The sequence below is a fragment of the Streptomyces sp. NPDC004031 genome (assembly GCF_053604375.1).
In genome coordinates, this window is the sequence record NZ_JBSGHL010000010.1 from 135,701 (window position 1) to 159,850 (window position 24,150).

Genomic DNA, 24,150 nt, shown 5'->3' on the forward strand with positions numbered 1-24,150 from the left:
CTGACCGCCATGGCGACGGGGCGCGGGGACGGCGACGGTACGGCCGAGGTGCTGGCCGGGGGGATGGCCAACGCCGGGGCGGTCTTCCGGCACGGGGACGTCGTCGACCGGCCCGCCCCGCGGACCGCCCGCGCCCTGCACGCACATCTGCGGGCGCTGCGCGAGCACGGCTTCACGGGGGCGCCGACTCCCGTACGGGGCCCGGCGGAAGGGCGTGAGCAGCTGAGCTTCCTGCCCGGCGACGTGGCGCTACCGCCCTTCCCCGCGTGGGTGATGACGGACGACGCCCTCGCGTCGGTGGGGCGGCTGCTGCGCGATCTCCACGACGCGGCCGCGCTGATCCCCGTGGACCCCGGCGCCGACTGGCCGCACGACCTCGCCGACCCGGCGGGCGGCCCGCTGCTGTGCCACAACGACATCTGCCCGGAGAACGTCGTCTTCCGCGACGGCCGCGCCGTGGCGTTCATCGACTTCGACCTCGCCGCGCCCGGCCGCCCGCTCTGGGACGTCGCCATGGCCGCCCGCTACTGGGCGCCCGTACTCGACCCGGCGACCGCCGCGGCCCAATACCCCACCGCCCCGGACCCGTTCACCCGCCTCCGCGTCCTCGCCGACAGCTACGGCCTGTCCGGCGCCGACCGCGCCGCCCTCCCCGCCACCGTCGAGGAGGCGACAGCCGCAGGCCGCGCCTTCGTCACCGCCCGCCTCGCCTCGGGCGACCCGACATACGTCCGCGCGCACGCCGAACGGGGCGGCTGGGAGCGATGGGACCGTCTCCAGTCCTGGCAGACCGCCCACCGCGACCACTTCACAGCGGCCCTGACGGAGGGGACAGCGGGCACGGCATGAGCGAAGGGATCCCGTTCGGGACGCGGTTGGCCCTGCTGCTCGACCATCGCGGCCTGCCCGCCGCGGAGTTGGCGTCACGCACCGGCGAGGCTCCCGCCGCGGACCTGCTCCGGCGGCTCGCACCCGCGCTGGGCCTGCACACCGTCGACCTCTTCGTCCTCGCGGACCTGGACGTCCCGCCGGACCTGGAACCGCGGCACCCCGACGCGGAGGGGGAGGTGGGCAGCGTCGTCACGCACGCGGTACGGCTTCCGCCGACGGAACAGCGCCGACTGCTGGCGCACATGCGCGCGTTGCCCGACGAGGAGGCGAGCGGCGCCCCGTTCGGTCGGCCGACGGACGACGGTTACCGCCACACTCCGGGCGGCCGTATCGTCCGTATGCTCCGGCACCGCAACCTGAGCAGGTCGGGCATCGCCCACGTCCTCGGCGCCTGCACACCCACGTATCTGTCGGCCGCGACCTACCATGCGATCCGCACCGAGCGGACGGAGCTGACGCCCCGGCTCGTCACCGACTTCGGCACCGTCCTGGGCATCGACGCCCACGAGTTGGCCCTGCTGACCGGCGGACCGCATCCGGGACCGTCCTCCACCGGCCCCGTGGAAGGCGAGGAGGCCGCGCTGCTATGGGCCGCCCGACGCCTGTCGGCAGCCCAACTCGCCCCGCTGCACGTCATGGTGAGGGCGCAGCGGCAGGGCGGGGGCGGGCGCTAGGGTCGGGGGCGCCGGAGAGGGCACGAGAGGAGCCGCACATGCGTCCGCCGCACAAGCTGAACAGCGTCCGGTGGCAGGACCTCGCCCACGCGTACGGCTCCGCCGGGGATCTGCCGGGACGGCTGCGGGGGCTGTACGGAGACGAGAGCGCCGTCGGCGAGGCGCTGTTCGAGCTGGAAGGCGTCTTCCGGGGCGACCCGCGGGTCCATGCGGCGGCCGGGGCCCAGAGCGTGCCCTTCCTCGCGCACGCCGCCCTCCACGCGCCGACCCGCCGGCGGGACGACGTCCTGATGCTGCTGGCCCTCTTCGCCGAACGGGACGAGGGCGCCGCCGTGCGGGAGGCGGTCGCCCGCGAGGTCGCCGGGCTGCTGCCGTGCCTGCGCGACGCCTCCCCCGACGTCCGCCGGGCGGCCCTGCGGGTGGGCGCGGCGGCGGCTGATCTGCTGGAGCCCGCCGTACGGGAGGCGGTGCTCGCCGCGGCCGACGCGCTGTACGCCGACGACCCCGTCGTGGCGGTCCGCGCCGACGCGATGGCGCTGCGCGTGCTGCTGGGCCGCACCGACGCCCTGCCGCTGGACAGCCCGCTGCCCCCGATACGCCTGGCCGCGGCCCTCCTGACGGCCCACGTCTCGGGCCCGCCGTACGCCCCGGAGGTGGTGCGGATCCTCGCCGAGGCCGAGGAGGAAGAGGAAGAGGAACAGGGGGAGGCGGAGCCGGACGAGGACGAGGACGAGGAGTACGACGAGAGCGCCGAGGCCGACCTGTGGGCGGCGGCCACGGCCGGGCCGTCCGCCGACCCCGGCGACGACCTCGACTTCCACCCCGCACCGTACGAGCACCACAGCCCCGGCCCCCGCACGGGCGACCTCCCCTGGCCCGGCACCAACCTGTCCGGCACGCAGGTCAGTTCCGTCAGCACCGTCCTCGTGGCGGACCCGGACGCCGCCCTGCGGGTCGCGGCGGCGTGGATCGCGGACGGTGACGTGGAGCGGCGCGGCACGACGCTCGGCGAGAACGTCCTCCTCCGGTGGCGGGACCACGAGCCCGCCTTCCTCGCGCTCGCCCTCGACGCGCTGCCGCTCGCGCGGTTCCCCGGTGAGCTGGCGGTGCGGATCGGGGTGATCAGCCGGTGGGTCGGGCTGGACCCCTTCCCCGACGCACGGCTGCGCGACACCCTCCACGCCCACGCGTCCGGCACCGAGGAGCAGCCCGCGAAGGAAGCGCTGCTCGCCCTCGTCCGCGCCGGTGACCCGCGCGCCCTCGACCTGCTCCCGGACCTGTCGTACCCCGGGGCGCTGCGGGCGGCGGCCGTGCACTTCCCGGCGCAGTCCGCGCGGCTCGTCCCGTTGCTGCGGCGGGAGCTGGCGGCGCCGAAGCTCTGGGGCGGCGACGCCCTCACCCTCGTCGAGGCGCTGGCCGCGCTCGGCCCCGCGGCGGTGCGCGAGGCGCAGGAGGAGCTGACGGAGTGCCTGCGCGCGGATCGCGCGGGGCTCACGGCGGGGCGGGCCCTGGGCACCGCGGGTGTGAGCTCGCCGGAGATCCTGGGCCTGCTGCGGATGGCCCTGCACCACCGCGACACCACCGTGCGGGCCGGTGCGTCCGTGGCCTACTCCCAGCTCACCGGCGAGCCCACCGCCGCGGTGAACGTCCTGGCCCCGCTGCTGGCCTCCCCCGGTGAGGCCGCCCGGCACCTGCCGCTGCTCCGGTCGCTGGGCCCGGCGGCGGCCCGGCTGCTCCCCCGGGTGGAGTCCCTGCTGACGAGCGGCTACGAGCCGACGCGCGTCGCTGCGGCCGAGGCCGCCTTCTGGCTCACGGGCGACCCGGCCCGCGCGACCCCCGTCCTGGCGGCGTCCGTCGCCCCCACCCCGGAAGGTCTCAAGGCCCTCACGGCGCTCGCCGAGATGGGCACCGTCCCGCCGGGGCTGCGCGCCGACCTGGAGGAGTTCGCCACCTCCCCGCGCCGCCTTCTGGGCCCGTCCACGGTGGAGGGGCCGCACCCGGACCTCCGGCTGCGCGAGCTGTCGCGCCGGCTGCTGGCGGCTAGCTGACCGGCAGCGCCTGCCGGATCCCGGCGGCGGCGAGGCCGTGCGGGGCGAACGTGGCCGCGGCGACGCGCAGTTCGGGCGTGAGGGCGGACCAGATGTCGTCGAGGAGTTCCGCGCGGTCCGCGGCGGCGGTGCGGATCTGGGTGAAGGGCGCGCCGGTCGCGACGGTCACGCCGTCGGAGAGGTAGGTCGTCATGAGGACGCCCTCGCCGGGTTCCAGCGCGCCCACCCGCAGGGTCAGCCGGTCGGTGGCCGTACGCGCCGCGCCGCTGTGGCGCGCGGCGCCGAACCAGACGGGGGCGGCGGCGGATCCGGCGGACGCCACGACGGTCAGGCGCGGGGTGAGGATCGGCGGGTCGGGCTCGTAGTCCAGGCCGTCCAGCGCCTCCGCGGGGGCCTGCCCGGCGGCGAGCCGTCCGGCGACGGCCGCGACCTGCTCCCCGTTGCCGAAGACCAGCCACTCCCCGCTCTGTCGGGCGGCGGCGTAGTGCCGCAGCGCGTCGTGCGCCCGGTCGTCGGCGGGTCCGACGATCAGCTCGTCGTCCGCCGTGAGCCGCAGCGTCCGCCCGCGCGAGGCCGCCGTCCGCCCGGTCAGGAAGTACCCGCCGCAGACCTCCCCGTCCGCGGTCCGGCACCACAGCACCCCCCGCCCCGGATACCGGTTCCCCCGCAGCACATCTCCCAGTGACCCGCTCACCGCATCCACCCTCAGCAGTCGGAACGAAGAGCCCAGGCTATCGAGTCGTCAGGGTCCGGCCGAGCCGCTGGAAACCCGCCCCCCGCAGCGCCGCGACGACCTCGGCCGGGGCCTCCAGCGGGACGAGGTGGCCGGCGGCCGGGAAGGAGGTGAGGGTCGCGGTGGGGATCGCGGCGGCGTAGCGGTGGGCCATCGCGACGAAGTCGGGGGTGTCGAGGGCTCCGGTGCCGATCAGGGTGGGGGCGGCCAGGGCCGTGACGGGCAGGGAGGTGCCCGGCCGGGAGTGCGCCTCGACCGCGGGCTGGTGGGCCAGGGCGGTACGGAGGGGGGTGCGGACGCGTGCGGTGCGGGCGGGCGGGACGGCGGACCAGGGGCGGGCGGGGCCGCGCAGCCACATGTCGAGGTTGAGCTCGACCGCCGCGTCCAGGTCGCCCGCCGCGAGCGCCGCGCCCTCCGCCGCGTCGTAGGCGCGCAGGTCGGGCGAGCGGTCGAAGCCGGGCCAGGGCGGGGAGAACGCGGCGAGGGCGCTCACCCGCTCCGGGTGCGTCAGCGTGAACTCGATCGCGATCCGCCCTCCCCACGACACGCCCGCGAGCCTCACCCGCGCGAGCCCCAGGTGGTCGAGCAGCGCGGTGAGGTCGGCGACCTCCTCGAAGGGCCCCTCGGGCGGCGGGGACTGGCCGAAGCCGCGCAGGTCGTAGCGGACGACCGTGCGGTCGGCGGCCAGCGCGGGCGCGACCTCGTCCCACACGTGGTGGTCGGTCAGCCCGTCGTGGACGAGGACGACGGGCGGGGCGGCGGACTCCCGGCCCTCGACGACATAGCGGAGGGCGCCCTCCTCGGGCGGCAGGCTGAGCATGCCGGGATGCTGCCAGCCGGGCACGCCGCCCGCCACCGAAAAACGGCCGGGGCGGCCGCCCGCTAGGGTCACCGCGCCGGACTCCCGGGGCGCCCGTCGGCTACTCCACCTCCTGGAGCACGCGCTCGATCTTCGCCATCCGCACCGAGATCTCCGCGAGGCTGCGCTGCGTCGCCTCCTGCGACGCGAGCGACCGCTCGCTGATCCCACGGAAATCCGCCTCCCGGGTCCCCAGCGCCTTCGCGCGCAGGTGCGCGCCGAGCTGCCGGATGACCGTGACGAGCACGGCGCCGAATATCGCGAGGACGACGACCTCTTCGATGAGCCAGTTGGGCATGTGCGTCACGACTCCTTCTGCGCGGCCTCGCCGCGCTCTGCGATCTCCGGGAGCGTCCCGGCCGCGGCCGTCAGCGTCCGCGGGGTGAGGTGCAGGTCGAACGGCGCGACCTCGTAGAACTTCATGGCCTTGCCGTCGTCGGACACCTCGATCCGCGCCGCGACCAGCCCGGCCGTCTCCAGACGCTTGAGGTGCACCTGCAGCAGCGCCCGGCTGATCCCCAGGTCGCGGGCCAGCTGGCTCACATAGGTGGGGCCGGTCGACAGGGCCGCGAGGACGCGCATCCGGTGCGGGCTGGCGAGCGTCGCCAGCACCTTCACCAGGTCCTCGCCCGTCAGTTCCGTGGTTTCCATAAGCTCCTCCTGCACGTGCAAGTAATTATTTGCACGTGCCGACTCTCGCTGTCAACCGCGTGTGCGGCTTGCCGGAGCGGCGGGCGGTCCGCGACCATCGGGCGTCATGGACACCTACACGGGGGACGTCCCGGCGGCGGGCCGGTCCGCGAAGTGCAGCAGTTGCGGCGGCACCGCGCTGGAGCCCGGCTTCATCGAGGACTCCGGCGAGGGCGCGCGGGGCTACGCCCGCTGGATCGCCGGCCCGCTGGAACGCGGCATATTCGGCGGCGCGCGGCGCATGGGCAAGCAGCGCTGGCAGATCGAGGCGTTCCGCTGCACGTCCTGCGGCCACCTGGACCTGTTCGCGCACAAGCCGGTGTAGAGGCACCGGGCCCACACGGACACCGGTACGAGCCCGAAAACACGGGCCCGGACACGGGCCCGGACACGGCAATGGGCCGCGGCGAGTGGTCAGTTCGCCGCGGCCCATCACGCTTTCCCCCGATGCACCACCGGGGCGGGCAGCGCGCGCCGCCCCGGTGGTGGTCCGGCTACCACCAGGACGAGCAGCGCGCCGTCCCGTCGTTGTTCGCCTGGATGCACACCCGGGTCAGGGCCGGGCTGTTGTCGGGCATGTAGCCGCTCTCCAGCGACTGTCCCGGGCCGACCCAGATACGGGCCTGGAGCCCGTAGAAGTGGCCGGTGTTGCCCTCGGGGGCCCAGTCCATCCAGCCCGAGCAGTCCACGCTGCCGTAGTTGTCCACCAGGTTGCGGACCTGCCAGCCGGTGATGGAGTTGTTCTCGGTCATCATCGTGGCGTGGCAGTTGCCGCTCCAGACGGTGTAGCGCGCCGTCTCGGCGGACGCGACCCCGCTGCCGCCCAGCACCAGCACACCCGCTCCGGCCACCGCGCCCGCCACCACGGCGGCCTTGCGCGCCAGCGTCGTCGTCTTGCCCATGTCTCCCCGTTTCTCCGGTCCGGCCGCCGGTCGGCCACCGGCGTCGGACCCGATCCTGTGCGAGGCCGCCAACGCGCCGCCAACAGCCCACCAACGCCCCGCGGGCGGCGTCAGGGCGTGGAGCAGGTGACGGTCGGGGCGGGGGACGGGCTGCTCGTGGCGAGGAAGCCGAAGGTGGTGGACGCGCCCGCGCCGAGCGTGCCGTTCCACGACTCGCTGTGGACGGTGACCGTGCCGCCGGGGCCGGTCGTGAAGACCCCGCTCCAGCCCTGGCTGACGGTGACGCCGGTGAGCGTGACGGTCCAGCTGCTGATCGCGTGCACCGCGGTGACGGTGACGGACGCCTGGTAGCCGCCCTGCCAGGAGTTGCCGACCGTCAGCACGGCGGAGCAGTCACCCCCGCCGGTGCCTCCGGTGGAGCCGGTGGAGGTGCCGGTGGACGTACCGGCGGAGGTCCCGGACGACGTACCGGTGGACGTGCCCGCCGACGTACCGGACGACGTACCGGTGGACGTGCCCGCCGACGTACCGGACGACGTACCCGTGGACGTCCCCGCCGACGTACCGCCCGACGTGCCGCCGTCCTTCGCCAGCAGGGACGCAAGCGGCGGGTACCAGCGCGCGGCCATCTTCGCGATGCCCGCGTCGTTCGGGTGGACGCCGTCCGCCGTGTCCGTCGCGTCGTCGAAGCCGGTCCACTGGTCGACGACGGTCACGGGCGACCGCGCCGTGCTGATCGACTGCGCCCACGCCGGGATCGCCGCGTCGAAGGCGACGACGCGCTGCGCGCACTCCGCGCAGTTGCTCGGGTTCATCGGCAGGATCTGCGCGACGAGCACCTGCATGTCCGGGTTGCTCGCGCGCATCTGGCCGACCATCGTCGTGAAGGCGGCGAGGATCTGCGCGGGCGGGATGTTGCTCCAGACGTCGTTCGTGCCGAGGTGCATGAGCACGATGTCCGGCGAGGTGGCGGCGAGCCAGGCCGGGAGCTGGTTCTGGTTGGCGATGTTGGTGGCGAGGATGCCGCCGTGGCCCTCGTTGTCGCCGTCGTAGGCGACCCCGCAGCCCTGCGGGGGGAGGGTGCCGACGAAGTCGATGTCGGTGTAACCCGCGGCCTGGAGCTGGTTCCAGAGCAGGGCGCGCCAGCAGCCGGGCGAGCCGGTGATCGAGTCGCCGAGCGGCATGACCTTGACGGGGTTCGCGGCCGCGGCCGCCGGGGCGGCGGTGGTGGGTGCGGAGGCGGACGCCGAGCGGGCGCCGCCGACCGCGGCGAGCGTGCCGAGGGCGAGCAGGAGCAGCGCGAGCAGTAATCTCGGCGCCCGCCACGCGGGCCGGGCGGAGGGGAGTGCGCGGGACATGTCCGGTGTCCTTCCGGGAGGGGGGATCGCGCCCCCGGGACCGTACGTCTATGGGAGCGCTCCCATAGACGTACCGACGTGCCCTCCCGCACGTCAAGACACGTGCGGGAACCGTCGCACCGCCGCTCCCGGGCCCGCCCGCGCCGCCGGGGTGTCGAACCGCGTCGAACGGCCAGGTGCGCGCGGGGTACGGGCCGCGGCCGCGCGGCACCCCCGTACTAAGGTCGGGCGGACACGAATCACCTCACCCGTACGGAGGCCTCATGCGCGCGACGAGCGGTGGCGGCGGAGCGCTGCTGCGACTGCGGAAGGTCGGCCGGACGTACGGGGAGCGGCTGGCGCTGGAACCGCTGGACCTGGAGGTCGGGCGCGGCGAGTGCGTCGCGCTCTACGGGCGCAACGGCTCCGGCAAGTCCACGCTGCTGCGGATCGCGGCCGGACGGGACACCCCCACCCGCGGGGACGCCTTCTTCGCGGGGCGGACGGTCCGCGAGGACGACCCGGAGGTACGGGCCAGGGTCGCGGTCGTCGGTGACGCGGCCGCCTGCTACCCGGACCTCACCGTGCGCGAGCACCTGGAGCTGGTCACCCTCGCGCACGCCGTGGACGACGCCGACGCCTGGATCGACCAGGTGCTGGCCGACCGCCGCCTCGCCGACCACGCCCGTGCGCTGCCCGGCTCGCTCTCCTCCGGGCAGCTCCAGTCCCTCATGCTGGCCGCCGCACTGGTGCGCCCGCGCGAGCTGCTCATCCTCGACGAGCCCGAGCAGCGCCTCGACCCCACCGCCCGCACCCGGCTCGCGGAGCTGCTGGTCGCGGAGAAGGAGGACGGGACCGCCGTGCTGCTCGCGACGCACCAGCCCGACCTCGCCGAGGCCGTCGCCGACCGGCTCATCGCCCTGGAGGACGGCCGCGTCATCGCCGAGGGCCCGCCCGCGGACGTCCTGCGCGAGCTGGGCGTCCGGGCATGAGCGAGGAGGCACCCCCCGGCGTGGAAGAGGCCCGGCCGCTCGCACCGGGCGCCCCGGAGAACGTCACCCCGGCGGACGGTCCGGCCGGGCCCGGCCCCGAAGCGCCGGACGACCCCGACGACGGCGCGCCCTGGTCCGAGGCCGAGGACGACCGGACCGACGAGGTCATGACGTGGCTGCGCGGGCGGCGGCGGGCGCGGCGGCGCGCCAAGGGGCGGGAGCTGGCCGTCGCCGTGTACACCGTCGTGATCGCCCTCGCCGGATACGGCAGCAGCTTCGTCGTGAGCTTCCTGCGCGGGCTCGACGACGGCGGTGCGCACGGGGCCGTCGCCCGGGAGCTGCGGGCGGCGATGCCCGCGCTCGCCGCCTTCGGGGCCGTCGCGCTCGGGGTGCTCGCCGCGCGGGACGCGCTGTGGCGCGGGCCCGTCGTCGTGCCGGGGCCGACCGCCGGATGGCTGCTGGCGCAGCCGGTACGGCGCGAACGCGTCCTGCGCCCGTGGTTCTGGCTCACCGCGGGGCTCGCCCCGCTCGCCGGGCTGCTGACGGGGCTCGGCTGCGCCGCCGTCCTGGACGTCACCCGGCTCGCCTCCCTCGGCGACGCGCTGCTCGCCGTGCTGCCCGGCGCGGTGTGCCTGCCGCTGCTCGCGGTCGCGCTCGGGATGGCGGTGGAGCGGCGGCCCGTGTGGGGCCGGGCGGTACGGCGCTGGACCGCGCCCGCCGTGCTGCTGCTCGCCGCGCTCGCCGGTCAGGCCGCCCTCGCCGCCAAGGGGCACCGTTCCCCCGCGGTCGAGCAGGCCGAGCTGTGGAGCGGGCCGTGGGGCTGGGCCGGGCAGCCCGTCGTGCACGCCGTCGGGGGACGGGCGCCGGGCTGGCCCGCCGCCGTCGCGCTGCTCGCGGCCGCGACCGCCGCGGCGCTGATGGCCGCCCACCGGGACGCCGGGCGCGTGCCCACCGCCCGGCTGCGGGAGCGGGCCGCGACCGCAGCGGCCGTCTCCGCCGTGGTCTGGTCCCTCGAACTGCGCGCCGCCAAGCTCGCGATCATGGCCGCGGACGGGGGCGGCCCGGCCGTCCGCACGCTGCGGTTCCGCCCGCCGCGCGGCCGCCTCGGACGGCATCTGCTCGTGCCCTGGCGCGATCTGCTGACGCTGCTGCGCACACCCGGACGGCTCGGCAAGGCCGCCGTCTGGGCCGTCTGCGGGGCGCTCGCCGCGGGCGCCGGGGCGGATCTGGGCGGCGAACGCCGCTGGGTCGGGCTCGTCCTCGGGCTGCTCGCCGGGTACGTGGCCGTGGGGGCGCTCGCGGAGCCCGCGCGGCTGGAGACCGACGACGTACGGCGGGCCGCCTGGGCGCCGTACCGCTTCCGCCGGGTCATGCTGCTGCACGGTGTGGTGCCGGCGGTCCTGGGGGCGCTGCTGGGGCTGCTCACGGCCGTCCCGTACGCCGCCGCGGGGCATCCCGCCGCGCTGGTGCTGCTGCCCGCGTGCGCGCTGCCGCTCGCCGCGGGGGCGCTGGTGTCCGCGGCTCGCGGGCCCGCCCGTACGCAGCTGCTCTTCATGGGGCTCGCGACGCCCGCGGGGGATCCGGGGCCGCTCATCTATCTGGCGTGGTACGCCGCGGGGCCGCTGCTCGCGGTGGGGGGCCTCGTCCTGGCCCTCGCCGGGCCCCCCGCCCAGGCCGTGGTCGTCGCCCTGGTCCTCGCGGCGCTGCTGGCCCTGCTCGCGCGCCGCGCCGCGGACCGCCTCTTCCGGTAGAGCCCCGGAGGGGGCGCAGCCCCTACGCACGAAGGTCCCGCACCCCCGAGGGGTGCGGGACCTTCGTGAGGTGAGCCGTAGCTCACGAAGAAGCGTCGAAGACTACTTGACGATCTTCGTGACCTGGCCGGCGCCGACCGTCCGGCCACCCTCGCGGATGGCGAACTTCAGGCCCTCCTCCATGGCGATCGGCTGGATCAGCTGAACGCTCATGGAGGTGTTGTCGCCCGGCATGACCATTTCGGTGCCCTCGGGGAGGGTCACGACGCCGGTCACGTCGGTCGTCCGGAAGTAGAACTGCGGACGGTAGTTGTTGAAGAACGGGGTGTGGCGGCCGCCCTCGTCCTTCGACAGGATGTACGCCTGGGCCTCGAAGTCGGTGTGCGGCGTGACCGAACCCGGCTTGATGATGACCTGGCCGCGCTCGACGTCCTCGCGCTTGATGCCGCGGAGCAGCAGACCGACGTTCTCACCGGCCTGGCCCTCGTCGAGCAGCTTGCGGAACATCTCGATGCCCGTGACCGTGGTGGTGGTCTTCTCGGTCTTGATACCGATGATGTCCACGGTCTCGTTGACCTTGAGGATACCGCGCTCGATACGACCGGTGACGACGGTGCCACGACCGGTGATCGTGAAGACGTCCTCGATCGGCATCAGGAACGGCTTGTCGACGTCACGCTCGGGGGTCGGGATCGCCTCGTCGACGGCCTGCATCAGACCGAGAAGCTTCTCGCCCCACTCCTTGTCGCCCTCAAGGGCCTTGAGCGCGGAGACCCGGACGACCGGAAGGTCGTCACCCGGGAACTCGTACTCGGAGAGCAGCTCGCGGACCTCGAGCTCGACGAGCTCGAGGATCTCCTCGTCGTCCACCATGTCGGCCTTGTTCAGGGCGACGACGATGTACGGAACGCCGACCTGGCGGGCCAGGAGCACGTGCTCCTTGGTCTGCGGCATCGGGCCGTCGGTCGCGGCGACCACCAGGATCGCGCCGTCCATCTGCGCGGCACCGGTGATCATGTTCTTGATGTAGTCCGCGTGACCGGGGCAGTCGACGTGGGCGTAGTGGCGCGACTCGGTCTGGTACTCGACGTGCGCGATGGAGATGGTGATACCGCGCTGGCGCTCCTCGGGAGCCTTGTCGATCTGGTCGAACGCCGAGGCCTCGTTCAGGTTCGGGTACGCGTCGTGCAGCACCTTGGTGATCGCCGCGGTAAGGGTCGTCTTACCGTGGTCGATGTGACCGATGGTGCCGATGTTGACGTGCGGCTTAGTCCGCTCGAACTTCGCCTTCGCCACTGGGTTCCTCCTGGGGATGGATCTGTACGCCTTGCTTCATCGGCGCCAGGTGATCTTTGCTGGATTTCAAGCCTAAGGCGAGTTATTCGCCCTTGGCCTTCGCGATGATCTCCTCGGCGACGTTCCGCGGAACCTCGGCGTAGGAGTCGAACTGCATGGAGTAGCTGGCCCGGCCCGAGGTCTTCGACCGCAGGTCACCGACGTAGCCGAACATCTCCGACAGCGGAACCAGGCCCTTGACGACCCGGGCGCCGCTGCGCTCCTCCATGGCCTGGATCTGGCCACGGCGGGAGTTGAGGTCGCCGATCACGTCGCCCATGTAGTCCTCGGGGGTGGTGACCTCGACGGCCATCATCGGTTCGAGGAGCACGGGGCTCGCCTTGCGCGCGGCCTCCTTGAAGGCCTGCGAACCGGCGATCTTGAACGCGAGCTCGGAGGAGTCGACCTCGTGGTAGCCGCCGTCGATCAGGATGACGCGGACGCCCACCATCTCGTAGCCGGCGAGGATGCCGAACTTCATGGCCTCCTGCGCACCCGCGTCCACCGACGGGATGTACTCCCGGGGGATGCGGCCACCGGTGACCTTGTTGACGAACTCGTACGACGCGTCGCCGCCCTCGATCGGCTCGATGCCGATCTGCACCTTCGCGAACTGACCGGTACCACCGGTCTGCTTCTTGTGGGTGTAGTCGACCCGCTCGACCGCCTTGCGGATGGTCTCGCGGTACGCGACCTGCGGCTTGCCGACGTTGGCCTCGACGCGGAACTCGCGCCGCATACGGTCGACCAGCACCTCAAGGTGCAGCTCGCCCATACCGCCGATGATGGTCTGGCCGGTCTCCTCGTCCGAGTGGACCTGGAAGGAGGGGTCCTCCTCCGCGAGACGCTGGATGGCGACACCCAGCTTCTCCTGGTCGCCCTTGGACTTGGGCTCGATCGCGACCTGGATGACCGGCGCGGGGAAGTCCATGGACTCCAGGATCACCGGCGACTTGTCGTCGCACAGCGTCTCACCGGTGGTGGTCTGCTTCAGACCCATGACGGCGACGATGTCACCGGCGCCCACCGACTCGATCTCCTCACGCTTGTTCGCGTGCATCCGGTAGATCTTGCCGATCCGCTCCTTCTTGCCCTTCACCGGGTTCAGCACAGCCGAACCGGACTCCAGGCGGCCCGAGTAGACCCGGACGAAGGTGAGCTTGCCCAGGTGCGGGTCGCTCATGATCTTGAACGCGAGGGCGGCCAGCGGCTCCTCGTCGGACGGCTTGCGCTTGACGACGACCTCGGCGTCCTTGACGTCGTGGCCCTCGATGGCCTCGACGTCCAGCGGGGAGGGCAGGTAGCGCACGACGGCGTCGAGCAGCGGCTGCACACCCTTGTTCTTGAACGCGGTACCGCAGAACACCGGGGTGACGGTGGTGTCGCCGCCCTTGCCGGAGTTGATGGTGATACGGCGGATCGCCGCGTACAGCTGCTCCACGGTGGGCTCCGAGCCCTCCAGGTACAGCTCCATCATCTCTTCGTCGTTCTCGGCGACCGTCTCCAGCAGCTTGCCGTGCCACTCCTCGGCGGCCTCGGTGTGCGTGGCCGGGATGTCGACGACGTCGTACATCTCGCCCTTGGTGGCCTCGGCGGACCACACGAGGGCCTTCATCTGGACGAGGTCGACCACGCCCTTGAAGTCGGCCTCGGCACCGATCGGCAGCTGCATCACGATCGGGGTCGCGCCGAGGCGGTCCACGATCATGTCGACGCAGCGGTGGAACTCGGCGCCGGTGCGGTCGAGCTTGTTGACGAAGCAGATGCGGGGAACGCCGTAGCGGTCGGCCTGCCGCCACACCGTCTCGGACTGGGGCTCCACACCGGCGACACCGTCGAACACGGTGACGGCACCGTCGAGGACGCGGAGCGAACGCTCCACCTCGACCGTGAAGTCGACGTGCCCGGGGGTGTCGATGATGTTGATGGTGTGGTCGACGTCCTCGAGCGGCCAGTGACAGGTCGTCGCGGCGGACGTGATGGTGATGCCGCGCTCCTGCTCCTGCTCCATCCAGTCCATCGTGGCAGCGCCGTCGTGGACCTCACCGATCTTGTACGAAACGCCGGTGTAGAACAGGATCCGCTCGGTGGTGGTCGTCTTGCCCGCGTCGATGTGGGCCATGATCCCGATGTTGCGGACCCTGGCCAGGTCAAGTGAAGTGGTGGCCATGTGGCTCAGTCTTCTCTCGGTCTCGATGGGGGTAGCGACTACCAGCGGTAGTGCGCGAAGGCCTTGTTGGACTCGGCCATCTTGTGCGTGTCCTCACGGCGCTTCACGGAAGCCCCGAGGCCGTTGCTGGCGTCGAGGATCTCGTTCATGAGCCGCTCGGTCATGGTCTTCTCGCGGCGGGCGCGGGAGTACCCGACCAGCCAGCGCAGCGCCAGGGTGTTCTGCCGACCCGGGCGGACCTCGACCGGGACCTGGTAGGTCGCGCCACCGACACGGCGGGACTTGACCTCCAGGGTCGGCTTGATGTTCTCCAGAGCGCGCTTGAGCGTGATGACCGGGTCGACCCCGGCCTTCTCGCGCAGGCCCTCCAGAGCGCCGTACACGATGCGCTCGGCGGTGGAGCGCTTGCCGTGCAGGAGGATCTTGTTGACGAGGGACGTCACCAGCGGGGAGCCGTAAACCGGGTCGATGATGACCGGGCGCTTCGGGGCGGGGCCCTTACGAGGCATTCTTACTTCTCCTTCTTGGCGCCGTAGCGGCTGCGGGCCTGCTTACGGTTCTTGACGCCCTGCGTGTCGAGGGAACCGCGGATGATCTTGTAGCGAACACCCGGCAGGTCCTTCACACGACCGCCACGCACGAGCACGATCGAGTGCTCCTGCAGGTTGTGGCCCTCACCCGGGATGTAAGCGGTGACCTCGATGCCACTGGTAAGGCGCACACGGGCGACCTTACGGAGGGCCGAGTTCGGCTTCTTCGGGGTGGTCGTGTACACACGCGTGCAGACGCCACGACGCTGCGGGGAACCCTTCAGCGCGGGCGTCTTGTTCTTGTCGACCTTGTCCTGCCGGCCCTTCCGGACCAGCTGCTGGATCGTAGGCACCGTTTCTCCGGTTTCTCTGTGCCGATCTCGATAAAACTAACCTGGGCTCCGACCCACGCGGTCGGGTGTGTCGCGGACCCTGCACATCCCCCGGTCATGGCAGGACGTGCGTATCGTCGGGTGCCGCGGCCTCGGGCTCCCTGCACGGTCGCATGGCACGCGCAAGAACCCGGGCACACCCCAGGCACAAGGTCAGAGCGTACCTACCGCATCGGCCGCGGTCAAAACACATGCATACCGGCCGGATTCCGCCAGCTCAGCGGCCCTGTCCAGGATGCCGCAGAGCGGCCGCCCCCGCACGGGGACGGCCGCTCTGCGGTGTGTGCGGACTACGCGTCAGCCGTTGTACGGGCCGTAGTCGTAGTCCTCCAGCGGAACGGCCTGGCCGGAGCCGGAGCCGAAGGGGCTGTAGTCGATGTCGTCGTAGCCGACGGCCGAGTACATCGCGGCCTTGGCCTCCTCGGTCGGCTCCACCCGGATGTTGCGGTAGCGGGACAGGCCCGTACCGGCCGGGATGAGCTTGCCGATGATGACGTTCTCCTTCAGACCCAGCAGCGAGTCCGACTTCGCGTGGATCGCCGCGTCCGTCAGCACCCGGGTCGTCTCCTGGAAGGACGCCGCCGACAGCCACGACTCGGTGGCCAGCGACGCCTTGGTGATACCCATGAGCTGCGGACGACCCGAGGCCGGGTGACCGCCCTCGGACACGACCCGCCGGTTCTCGGTCTCGAACCGGCCGCGCTCGACCAGCTCGCCGGGCAGCAGCTCGGCGTCGCCGGACTCGATGATCGTCACCCGGCGCAGCATCTGCCGGATGATGATCTCGATGTGCTTGTCGTGGATCGACACACCCTGCGAGTTGTAGACCTTCTGGACCTCGGCGACCAGGTGGATCTGCACCTGACGCTGGCCCAGGATGCGCAGCACGTCGTGCGGGTTGGTGGCACCGTAGGTGAGCTTCTGGCCGACCTCGACGTGGTCGCCCTCGCCCACCATGAGCTTGACCCGCTTGGAGATCGGGTACGCCAGCTCGTCGGAGCCGTCGTCCGGCGTGACGACCAGCTTCTTGGTCTTCTCGGTCTCCTCGACCCGCACCCGGCCGGCCGCCTCGGAGATCGGGGCGACACCCTTGGGCACACGGGCCTCGAACAGCTCGACGACACGCGGCAGACCCTGGGTGATGTCGTCACCGGCCACACCACCGGTGTGGAAGGTACGCATCGTCAGCTGGGTGCCGGGCTCACCGATCGACTGGGCGGCGATGATGCCGACCGCCTCGCCGATGTCCACCAGCTTGCCGGTGGCCAGCGAGCGCCCGTAGCAGTAGGCGCAGGTGCCGACGGCCGACTCGCAGGTCAGGATCGAGCGGACCTTGACCTCTTCGACGCCGAGCCGCACCAGCTGGTCGATGAGCACGTCGCCGAGGTCGACGTTGGCGGGCGCGACGACCTTGCCGTCCACCACCACGTCCTCGGAGAGCATGCGCGCGTACACGCTGGTCTCGACGTCGTCCGCCTTGCGCAGGACGCCGTCGGCGCCGCGCTCGGCGATCCGCAGCTTCAGACCGCGCTCGGTGCCGCAGTCCTCCTCGCGGATGATGACGTCCTGCGAGACGTCCACCAGACGACGGGTCAGGTAACCCGAGTCGGCGGTACGCAGCGCGGTGTCGGCCAGACCCTTACGGGCACCGTGGGTGGAGATGAAGTACTCCAGCACGGACAGGCCCTCACGGAAGGACGCCTTGATCGGCCGCGGGATGGTCTCGTTCTTGGCGTTGGAGACCAGGCCTCGCATACCCGCGATCTGACGCATCTGCATCATGTTTCCGCGGGCGCCGGAGTCGACCATCATGAAGATCGGGTTGGTCTTCGGGAAGTTGGCGTTCATCGCCACGGCGACCTCGTTGGTCGCCTTGTTCCAGATCCCGATCAGCTCGTCCGACCGCTCCTGCTTGGTGATCAGACCGCGCTCGTACTGCTTCTGGACCTTCTCGTCCTGCGCCTCGTAGGCGGCGATGATCGCCTTCTTGGCCTCCGGCACGACGATGTCGGTGACGGCGACGGTGACGCCGGAACGGGTGGCCCAGTGGAAGCCGGCCGCCTTCAGGTTGTCGAGCGTCGCCGCCACGATGACCTTGGGGTAGCGCTCGGCGAGGTCGTTGACGATCTCCGAGAGCTGCTTCTTGCCGACCGCGTAGTCCACGAACGGGTAGTCCTCGGGCAGCAGCTCGTTGAAGAGCGCCCGGCCCAGCGTGGTGCGCAGCCGGAAGCTGTCACCGACCTGGTACGGCTGCTCGCCCTCGGCCGGCTCCGGCGGCGTCCAGCCACGCGGCGGGACGGTGCCCACCGGGAAGCGGATGTCGACCGGCGCCTGCATCGACAGCTCACGGTTGTCGAAGGCCATGATCGCCTCGGCGGTCGCGCCGAAGGCCCGGCCCTCACCGATGATCGTGCGCTCTTCGGAGTCCGTGGTCAGGAAGAACAGACCGAGCACCATGTCCTGGGTCGGCATGGTGACCGGGCGGCCGTCGGCGGGCTTGAGGATGTTGTTCGAGGACAGCATCAGGATGCGGGCCTCGGCCTGCGCCTCCGCGGACAGCGGCAGGTGCACGGCCATCTGGTCGCCGTCGAAGTCCGCGTTGAAGGCGGTGCAGACCAGCGGGTGGATCTGGATCGCCTTGCCCTCGACCAGCTGCGGCTCGAAGGCCTGGATGCCCAGGCGGTGCAGCGTCGGCGCGCGGTTGAGCAGCACCGGGTGCTCGGCGATGACCTCTTCGAGCACGTCGTACACGACCGTGCGGCCGCGCTCGACCATGCGCTTGGCCGACTTGATGTTCTGCGCGTGGTTGAGGTCCACCAGGCGCTTCATCACGAACGGCTTGAAGAGCTCCAGCGCCATGGCCTTGGGCAGGCCGCACTGGTGCAGCTTGAGCTGCGGGCCGACGACGATCACCGAACGGGCGGAGTAGTCGACGCGCTTGCCGAGCAGGTTCTGCCGGAAGCGGCCCTGCTTGCCCTTGAGCATGTCGGACAGCGACTTCAGCGGACGGTTGCCGGGGCCCGTGACCGGGCGGCCGCGGCGGCCGTTGTCGAAGAGCGCGTCCACGGCCTCCTGGAGCATGCGCTTCTCGTTGTTCACGATGATCTCGGGCGCGCCGAGGTCGAGAAGCCGCTTCAGGCGGTTGTTGCGGTTGATGACGCGGCGGTACAGGTCGTTCAGGTCGGAGGTCGCGAAGCGGCCACCGTCCAGCTGCACCATCGGACGCAGGTCCGGCGGGATCACCGGGACGCAGTCCAGCACCATGCCGTTGGGCTTGTTGGTGGTCTGCAGGAAGGCGGAGACGACCTTGAGGCGCTTGAGCGCACGGGTCTTCTTCTGGCCCTTGCCGGTGCGGATGATCTCGCGGAGGCGCTCGGCCTCCTCGTCCAGGTCGAAGGACTCCAGGCGCTTCTGCAGCGCCGCGGCACCCATCGAGCCCTGGAAGTACGTGCCGAAGCGGTCGCGCAGCTCGCGGTAGAGCAGCTCGTCGCCCTCCAGGTCCTGGACCTTGAGGTTCTTGAAGCGGGCCCACACCTCGTCGAGGCGGTCGATCTCGCGCTGCGCGCGGTCGCGCAGCTGCTTCATCTCGCGCTCGGCGCCCTCGCGGACCTTGCGGCGGACGTCGGCCTTGGCGCCCTCGTTCTCCAGCTCGCCGAGGTCGGCCTCCAGCTTCTTCTGCCGGCCCTCGACATCGGCGTCACGGCGCTGCTCGACCTGCTGGCGCTCGACGGAGACCTGGGCCTCCAGCGACGGCAGGTCGCGGGTGCGGCGCTCGTCGTCCACCCACGTGATCATGTACGCCGCGAAGTAGATGACCTTCTCCAGGTCCTTCGGGGCGAGGTCGAGCAGGTAGCCCAGGCGCGACGGGACACCCTTGAAGTACCAGATGTGCGTGACGGGCGCGGCCAGCTCGATGTGGCCCATGCGCTCGCGGCGCACCTTGGCGCGGGTGACCTCCACGCCGCAGCGCTCACAGATGATGCCCTTGAAGCGCACGCGCTTGTACTTGCCGCAGTAGCACTCCCAGTCCCGGGTGGGGCCGAAGATCTTCTCGCAGAAGAGCCCGTCCTTTTCCGGCTTGAGGGTGCGGTAGTTGATGGTCTCGGGCTTCTTGACCTCGCCGTGCGACCAGGTCCGGATGTCGTCCGCGGTGGCCAGGCCGATCCGCAGCTCGTCGAAGAAGTTGACGTCGAGCACTGTGTCGTCAATCCCTCTCAGGGTTGATTCTCAAATGGTCTGAACGGGTCGTGGGGGCCGCCGGGCCCGGCCGTACGAGGTGTACGGCCGGGAGACCGGCGGAACCCGTCAGACCTCTTCGACGCTGCTCGGCTCGCGCCGGGACAGGTCGATACCGAGCTCCTCCGCGGCGCGGAACACGTCCTCGTCGGTGTCGCGCATCTCGATGGACATGCCGTCCGAGGACAGCACCTCCACGTTGAGGCACAGCGACTGCATTTCCTTGATGAGCACCTTGAAGGACTCGGGAATGCCGGGCTCGGGGATGTTCTCGCCCTTGACGATGGCCTCGTAGACCTTCACGCGGCCGAGCACGTCGTCGGACTTGATGGTCAGCAGCTCCTGGAGGGCGTAGGCGGCGCCGTAAGCCTCCAGCGCCCACACCTCCATCTCGCCGAATCGCTGCCCGCCGAACTGCGCCTTACCACCCAGCGGCTGCTGGGTGATCATCGAGTACGGACCGGTGGAGCGGGCGTGCAGCTTGTCGTCCACCAGGTGGTGCAGCTTGAGGATGTACATGTAGCCGATCGAGATCGGGTCCGGGAACGGCTCGCCGGAGCGGCCGTCGAAGAGCCGGGCCTTGCCGGACGGCAGGACCAGCCGGTCGCCGTCGCGGTTCGGGATCGTGGACTCGAAGAGCCCGCGGATCTCGTCCTCGCGCGCACCGTCGAAGACCGGGGTGGCGACGTTGGTGCCGGGCTCGACGCGGTGCGCGTCGATGGCCTCCAGCCGGCGCGCCCACTCGTCGGCGATGCCCGAGACGTCCCAGCCCTGCTTGGCGAGCCACCCGAGGTGGATCTCCAGCACCTGGCCGGGGTTCATCCGGGACGGCACGCCGAGCGGGTTGAGGATGATGTCGACCGGGGTGCCGTCCTCCAGGAACGGCATGTCCTCGACCGGCAGGATCTTCGAGATGACGCCCTTGTTGCCGTGCCGGCCGGCGAGCTTGTCGCCGTCGGTGATCTTGCGCTTCTGCGCGACGTAGACGCGGACCAGCTGGTTCACGCCGGGCGGCAGCTCGTCGCCCTCCTCGCGGTCGAAGACCCGGACGCCGATGATCTTGCCGACCTCGCCGTGCGGGACCTTCAGCGAGGTGTCGCGGACCTCACGGGCCTTCTCACCGAAGATCGCGCGCAGCAGCCGCTCCTCCGGCGTCAGCTCGGTCTCGCCCTTCGGGGTGACCTTGCCGACCAGGATGTCGCCGGCGACCACGTCGGCGCCGATCCGGATGATGCCGCGCTCGTCGAGGTCGGCGAGCACCTCCTCGGAGACGTTCGGGATGTCCCGGGTGATCTCCTCGGGGCCCAGCTTGGTGTCGCGGGCGTCGACCTCGTGCTCCTCGATGTGGATCGAGGACAGGACGTCGTCCTGCACGAGGCGCTGCGACAGGATGATCGCGTCCTCGTAGTTGTGGCCCTCCCACGGCATGAACGCCACCAGCAGATTCTTGCCAAGCGCCATCTCCCCTTCCTGGGTCGACGGACCGTCGGCGAGCACCTGACCGACCACGACGCGGTCGCCCTCGTTGACGACGACCTTCTGGTTGAAGGACGTGCCCTGGTTGGAGCGGGAGAACTTCGCGACGCGGTAGGTGTTGTACGTGCCGTCGTCGTTGGTCACCGTGACGTAGTCGGCGGAGACCTCCTGGACCACGCCGTCCTTCTCGGCCTTGATGACGTCACCGGCGTCGACCGCGCAGCGGTACTCCATGCCGGTGCCGACCAGCGGGGCCTCCGCCTTGATGAGCGGCACGGCCTGGCGCATCATGTTCGACCCCATGAGCGCGCGGTTGGCGTCGTCGTGCTCCAGGAACGGGATCATCGCGGTCGCGACCGACACCATCTGGCGCGGCGAGACGTCCATGTAGTCGACGTCGTCGCCGGGGATGTAGTCGATCTCGCCGCCACGGCGGCGGACCAGCACGCGGGACTCGGCGAACCGCAGGTCCTCGGTCAGCGGCGCGTTGGCCTGCGCGATGACGAAGCGGTCCTCCTCGTCGGCGGTCAGGTAGTCGACGTCGTCGGTCACGACACCGCCGACGACCTTGCGGTACGGCGTCTCGACGAAGCCGAACGCGTTGACCCGGCCGTAGGAGGCCAGCGAGCCGATCAGACCGATGTTCGGGCCTTCCGGCGTCTCGATCGGGCACATGCGGCCGTAGTGCGACGGGTGCACGTCACGGACCTCGAAGCCGGCCCGCTCACGGGACAGACCGCCGGGGCCGAGCGCCGACAGTCGGCGCTTGTGCGTCAGACCGGACAGCGGGTTGGTCTGGTCCATGAACTGCGACAGCTGGCTGGTGCCGAAGAACTCCTTGATGGAGGCGACGACCGGCCGGATGTTGATCAGGGTCTGCGGCGTGATCGCCTCGACGTCCTGGGTGGTCATGCGCTCGCGGACGACACGCTCCATACGCGCGAGGCCGGTGCGGACCTGGTTCTGGATCAGCTCGCCGACGTTGCGCAGGCGGCGGTTGCCGAAGTGGTCGATGTCGTCGACCTCGACCACGATGCCGGAGCCGTTCTCCCCGGTGGTCTCGGTCTCACCCGCGTGCAGCTTCACCAGGTACTTGATGGTCGCGATGATGTCCTCGGTGGTGAGCACACCGGCGTCCAGCGGCGCGTCGCTGCCGAGCTTCTTGTTGACCTTGTAGCGGCCGACCTTCGCCAGGTCGTAGCGCTTGGGGTTGAAGTACAGGTTCTCCAGCAGCGTCTGCGCAGCCTCCTTGGTCGGCGGCTCGCCCGGACGCAGCTTGCGGTAGATGTCGAGCAGCGCGTCGTCCTGGCCCTGGGTGTGGTCCTTCTCCAGGGTGGCGCGCATCGACTCGTACTCGCCGAACTCCTCCAGGATCTGCTCGGTGCTCCAGCCGAGCGCCTTGAGCAGCACCGTGACCGACTGCTTGCGCTTGCGGTCGATGCGGACACCGACCATGTCGCGCTTGTCGATCTCCATCTCCAGCCAGGCACCCCGGGACGGGATGATCTTGGCCGAGAAGATGTCCTTGTCGGACGTCTTGTCGATGCTGGAGTCGAAGTACACGCCCGGCGAGCGGACCAGCTGCGAGACGACGACACGCTCGGTGCCGTTGATGCAGAAGGTGCCCTTCGAGGTCATCAGCGGGAAGTCGCCCATGAAGACCGTCTGGGACTTGATCTCGCCGGTCTCGTTGTTGGTGAACTCGGCGGTGACGAAGAGCGGGGCGCCGTACGTGAAGTCGCGCTCCTTGCACTCGTCCAGCGAGTTCTTCGGGGGCTCGAACCGGTGGTCACGGAACGTGAGCGACATCGACCCGGAGAAGTCCTCGATCGGGGAGATCTCCTCGAAGATCTCCTCCAGACCGGACTTCCTGGGGACGTCCTGCCCACTGTCCAGCGCCGCCTCGACCCGGGCCTTCCACGCCGCATTGCCGAGCAGCCAGTCAAAGCTCTCGGTCTGGAGCGCGAGGAGGTTCGGAACTTCGAGCGGTTCACGGATCTTCGCGAAAGAGATGCGCAGCGGGGCAGTGCTGGCGCCGTTGTTCGAATTGGCAGTCGAGGCGTTGCGCGAGGCGGCCAAGAGGGGGTCCTTCCGAGGGCTCGGACTCACTACGCGCGTACCGGTCCGCCCCTGAGGACCAGAGGGAAAACCCTGATGGGAGGGCCTTCTCAGCAGCTCTCAGACGTGGGCATGCTCCTGGTGACGGGCCAGGCAGCAGCTAACAGGCAGCGCAAAGGGTCAGTGTAGCCACTTGGCACACTGATGTCCAGGCTGAGATTCGGAGTACCGAATCGTCGCCCCCTCCGCCCGTCTCGCGACCCCAAGCCTCGGAACCTGGAATCGCCTCCGTCATACCCTGCCGTCGTCCTGCGTCCTGCTGCATAGCCATGCATTCCCGCATCGCCACCGATCCATGCATCGGATCATGCAACGGATCGGCCGCGGAACCGCGACCGGCACCGCCGGGATCGCGTCCAACGTCGTGGCGCGTCCTGAGAATTGCGCGCCGCGTGCCAAACGTCAAGGCCCCGGCCCCGCACACATGCGCGAGCACCCGTTCCCAGCAGGAAGGATCACCCTACCCGGCGGGTACGACAACCCCCGGCGCGGCCCGCCGGAGGGCGTACGAACGACCGAGGGCGGCCACCCTTCCGGGTGACCGCCCTGCGGTAGCTGGAGCAGCGAGTGCTCCTACGTCACGGAGCGTGATGCTCTCGGTGACGTGAGGTGTTACTTGACCTCGACCGAGGCGCCGGCGCCCTTGAGGGACTCGGCGGCCTTGTCCGCGGCCTCCTTGTTGACCTTCTCCAGGACGGGCTTCGGGGCGCCGTCCACGAGGTCCTTGGCCTCCTTCAGACCCAGCGAGGTCAGCTCGCGCACGACCTTGATGACCTGGATCTTCTTGTCGCCCGCGGCGGTGAGGATGACGTCGAACTCGTCCTTCTCCTCGGGAGCGTCAGCGGCGACACCGGGGACACCCGGGCCGGCGACGACGGCGGCCGGGGCGGCGGCGGTGACGTCGAACTTCTCCTCGAACGCCTTCACGAACTCGGAGAGCTCGATGAGGGTGAGCTCCTCGAACTGGGCGAGCAGTTCGTCCTGGGTGAGCTTCGCCATGATGGCGGTCCTTCCAC

General features: G+C 71.1%; 19 protein-coding genes. 6 read left to right on the forward strand and 13 right to left on the reverse strand.

Annotated features, from left to right (window positions below; translation table 11 throughout):
* Positions 1-9: 9 nt before the first annotated feature.
* The 3 genes from ACWERV_RS09065 to ACWERV_RS09075 are packed head-to-tail and all read left to right on the forward strand — an operon-like array spanning position 10 to position 3,613.
* Positions 10-849: a phosphotransferase gene (locus tag ACWERV_RS09065; RefSeq protein WP_452930595.1), complete on the forward strand. Its 840-nt coding sequence runs from the start codon at positions 10-12 to the stop codon at positions 847-849.
* Positions 846-1,565, forward strand: a complete 720-nt coding sequence (locus ACWERV_RS09070; protein ID WP_452930600.1) for a hypothetical protein — start codon at positions 846-848, stop codon at positions 1,563-1,565. The genes ACWERV_RS09065 and ACWERV_RS09070 overlap by 4 nt, the downstream gene beginning before the upstream one ends.
* 38 nt (positions 1,566-1,603) lie before the next feature.
* Positions 1,604-3,613 (forward strand): hypothetical protein, encoded by a 2,010-nt coding sequence (locus ACWERV_RS09075; protein ID WP_452930603.1) that lies wholly within the window; start codon positions 1,604-1,606, stop codon positions 3,611-3,613.
* On the opposite strand, the gene ACWERV_RS09080 is transcribed toward ACWERV_RS09075, so the two are convergent.
* The 4 genes from ACWERV_RS09080 to ACWERV_RS09095 all read right to left on the reverse strand — a co-directional run bounded on the left by ACWERV_RS09080 (position 3,606) and on the right by ACWERV_RS09095 (position 5,856).
* Positions 3,606-4,307, reverse strand: coding sequence for an IMP cyclohydrolase (locus ACWERV_RS09080; RefSeq protein WP_452930606.1), 702 nt, complete (start codon positions 4,305-4,307; stop codon positions 3,606-3,608). The genes ACWERV_RS09075 and ACWERV_RS09080 overlap by 8 nt on opposite strands.
* Positions 4,308-4,344: 37 nt before the next feature.
* A complete protein-coding gene (locus tag ACWERV_RS09085) occupies positions 4,345-5,166 on the reverse strand; it encodes an alpha/beta fold hydrolase (RefSeq protein ID WP_452930609.1) in 822 nt (273 codons plus the stop codon).
* A 100-nt stretch (positions 5,167-5,266) separates the two neighbouring features.
* Positions 5,267-5,503 (reverse strand): hypothetical protein, encoded by a 237-nt coding sequence (locus tag ACWERV_RS09090; protein ID WP_452930612.1) that lies wholly within the window; start codon positions 5,501-5,503, stop codon positions 5,267-5,269.
* Between the two features lie 5 nt (positions 5,504-5,508).
* Positions 5,509-5,856 carry an ArsR/SmtB family transcription factor gene (locus tag ACWERV_RS09095; protein WP_398185447.1) on the reverse strand — a complete coding sequence of 116 codons (348 nt, stop codon included), beginning with the start codon at positions 5,854-5,856 and terminating at the stop codon, positions 5,509-5,511.
* Between the two features lie 106 nt (positions 5,857-5,962).
* On the opposite strand from ACWERV_RS09095, the gene ACWERV_RS09100 reads away from it, so the two are divergent.
* Positions 5,963-6,220 (forward strand): hypothetical protein, encoded by a 258-nt coding sequence (locus ACWERV_RS09100; protein ID WP_452930615.1) that lies wholly within the window; start codon positions 5,963-5,965, stop codon positions 6,218-6,220.
* 169 nt (positions 6,221-6,389) lie between these two features.
* On the opposite strand, the gene ACWERV_RS09105 is transcribed toward ACWERV_RS09100, so the two are convergent.
* Together ACWERV_RS09105 and ACWERV_RS09110 are read right to left on the reverse strand one after the other, a co-directional pair.
* A complete protein-coding gene (locus ACWERV_RS09105; protein WP_452930617.1) occupies positions 6,390-6,797 on the reverse strand; it encodes a hypothetical protein in 408 nt (135 codons plus the stop codon).
* 110 nt (positions 6,798-6,907) lie between these two features.
* The gene (locus ACWERV_RS09110) at positions 6,908-8,155 is read right to left on the reverse strand and encodes a GDSL-type esterase/lipase family protein (protein ID WP_452930620.1); all 1,248 of its coding nucleotides are present in this window, start codon (positions 8,153-8,155) and stop codon (positions 6,908-6,910) included.
* A gap of 263 nt (positions 8,156-8,418) precedes the next feature.
* Here ACWERV_RS09110 and ACWERV_RS09115 point away from each other — a divergent pair, with 263 nt between their 5' ends.
* Positions 8,419-9,126, forward strand: coding sequence for an ABC transporter ATP-binding protein (locus tag ACWERV_RS09115; protein WP_398185459.1), 708 nt, complete (start codon positions 8,419-8,421; stop codon positions 9,124-9,126).
* Positions 9,123-10,877: a hypothetical protein gene (locus ACWERV_RS09120; RefSeq protein WP_452930623.1), complete on the forward strand. Its 1,755-nt coding sequence runs from the start codon at positions 9,123-9,125 to the stop codon at positions 10,875-10,877. The genes ACWERV_RS09115 and ACWERV_RS09120 overlap by 4 nt, the downstream gene beginning before the upstream one ends.
* Positions 10,878-10,979: 102 nt before the next feature.
* Here the strand turns inward: ACWERV_RS09120 and tuf are convergent, their stop codons facing one another.
* The 7 genes from tuf to rplL form a co-directional block, all read right to left on the reverse strand.
* The gene (gene tuf / locus ACWERV_RS09125; protein WP_398185464.1) at positions 10,980-12,173 is read right to left on the reverse strand and encodes an elongation factor Tu; all 1,194 of its coding nucleotides are present in this window, start codon (positions 12,171-12,173) and stop codon (positions 10,980-10,982) included.
* Between the two features lie 82 nt (positions 12,174-12,255).
* Entirely contained in the window at positions 12,256-14,382 is a 2,127-nt protein-coding gene (gene fusA, locus ACWERV_RS09130) for an elongation factor G (RefSeq protein ID WP_398185467.1), read from the reverse strand.
* A gap of 38 nt (positions 14,383-14,420) precedes the next feature.
* On the reverse strand, positions 14,421-14,891 hold the full coding sequence (rpsG, locus tag ACWERV_RS09135) for a 30S ribosomal protein S7 (protein ID WP_031519738.1): 471 nt from the start codon (positions 14,889-14,891) through the stop codon (positions 14,421-14,423).
* 2 nt (positions 14,892-14,893) lie between these two features.
* Positions 14,894-15,265, reverse strand: coding sequence for a 30S ribosomal protein S12 (gene rpsL / locus ACWERV_RS09140; RefSeq protein ID WP_031519741.1), 372 nt, complete (start codon positions 15,263-15,265; stop codon positions 14,894-14,896).
* Between the two features lie 336 nt (positions 15,266-15,601).
* Positions 15,602-19,501: a DNA-directed RNA polymerase subunit beta' gene (locus tag ACWERV_RS09145; RefSeq protein WP_452930628.1), complete on the reverse strand. Its 3,900-nt coding sequence runs from the start codon at positions 19,499-19,501 to the stop codon at positions 15,602-15,604.
* Positions 19,502-19,609: 108 nt separating this feature from the next.
* Entirely contained in the window at positions 19,610-23,095 is a 3,486-nt protein-coding gene (gene rpoB / locus ACWERV_RS09150; protein WP_398185476.1) for a DNA-directed RNA polymerase subunit beta, read from the reverse strand.
* A 651-nt stretch (positions 23,096-23,746) separates the two neighbouring features.
* Entirely contained in the window at positions 23,747-24,133 is a 387-nt protein-coding gene (rplL, locus tag ACWERV_RS09155) for a 50S ribosomal protein L7/L12 (protein WP_398185480.1), read from the reverse strand.
* Between the last annotated feature and the right edge of the window lie 17 nt (positions 24,134-24,150).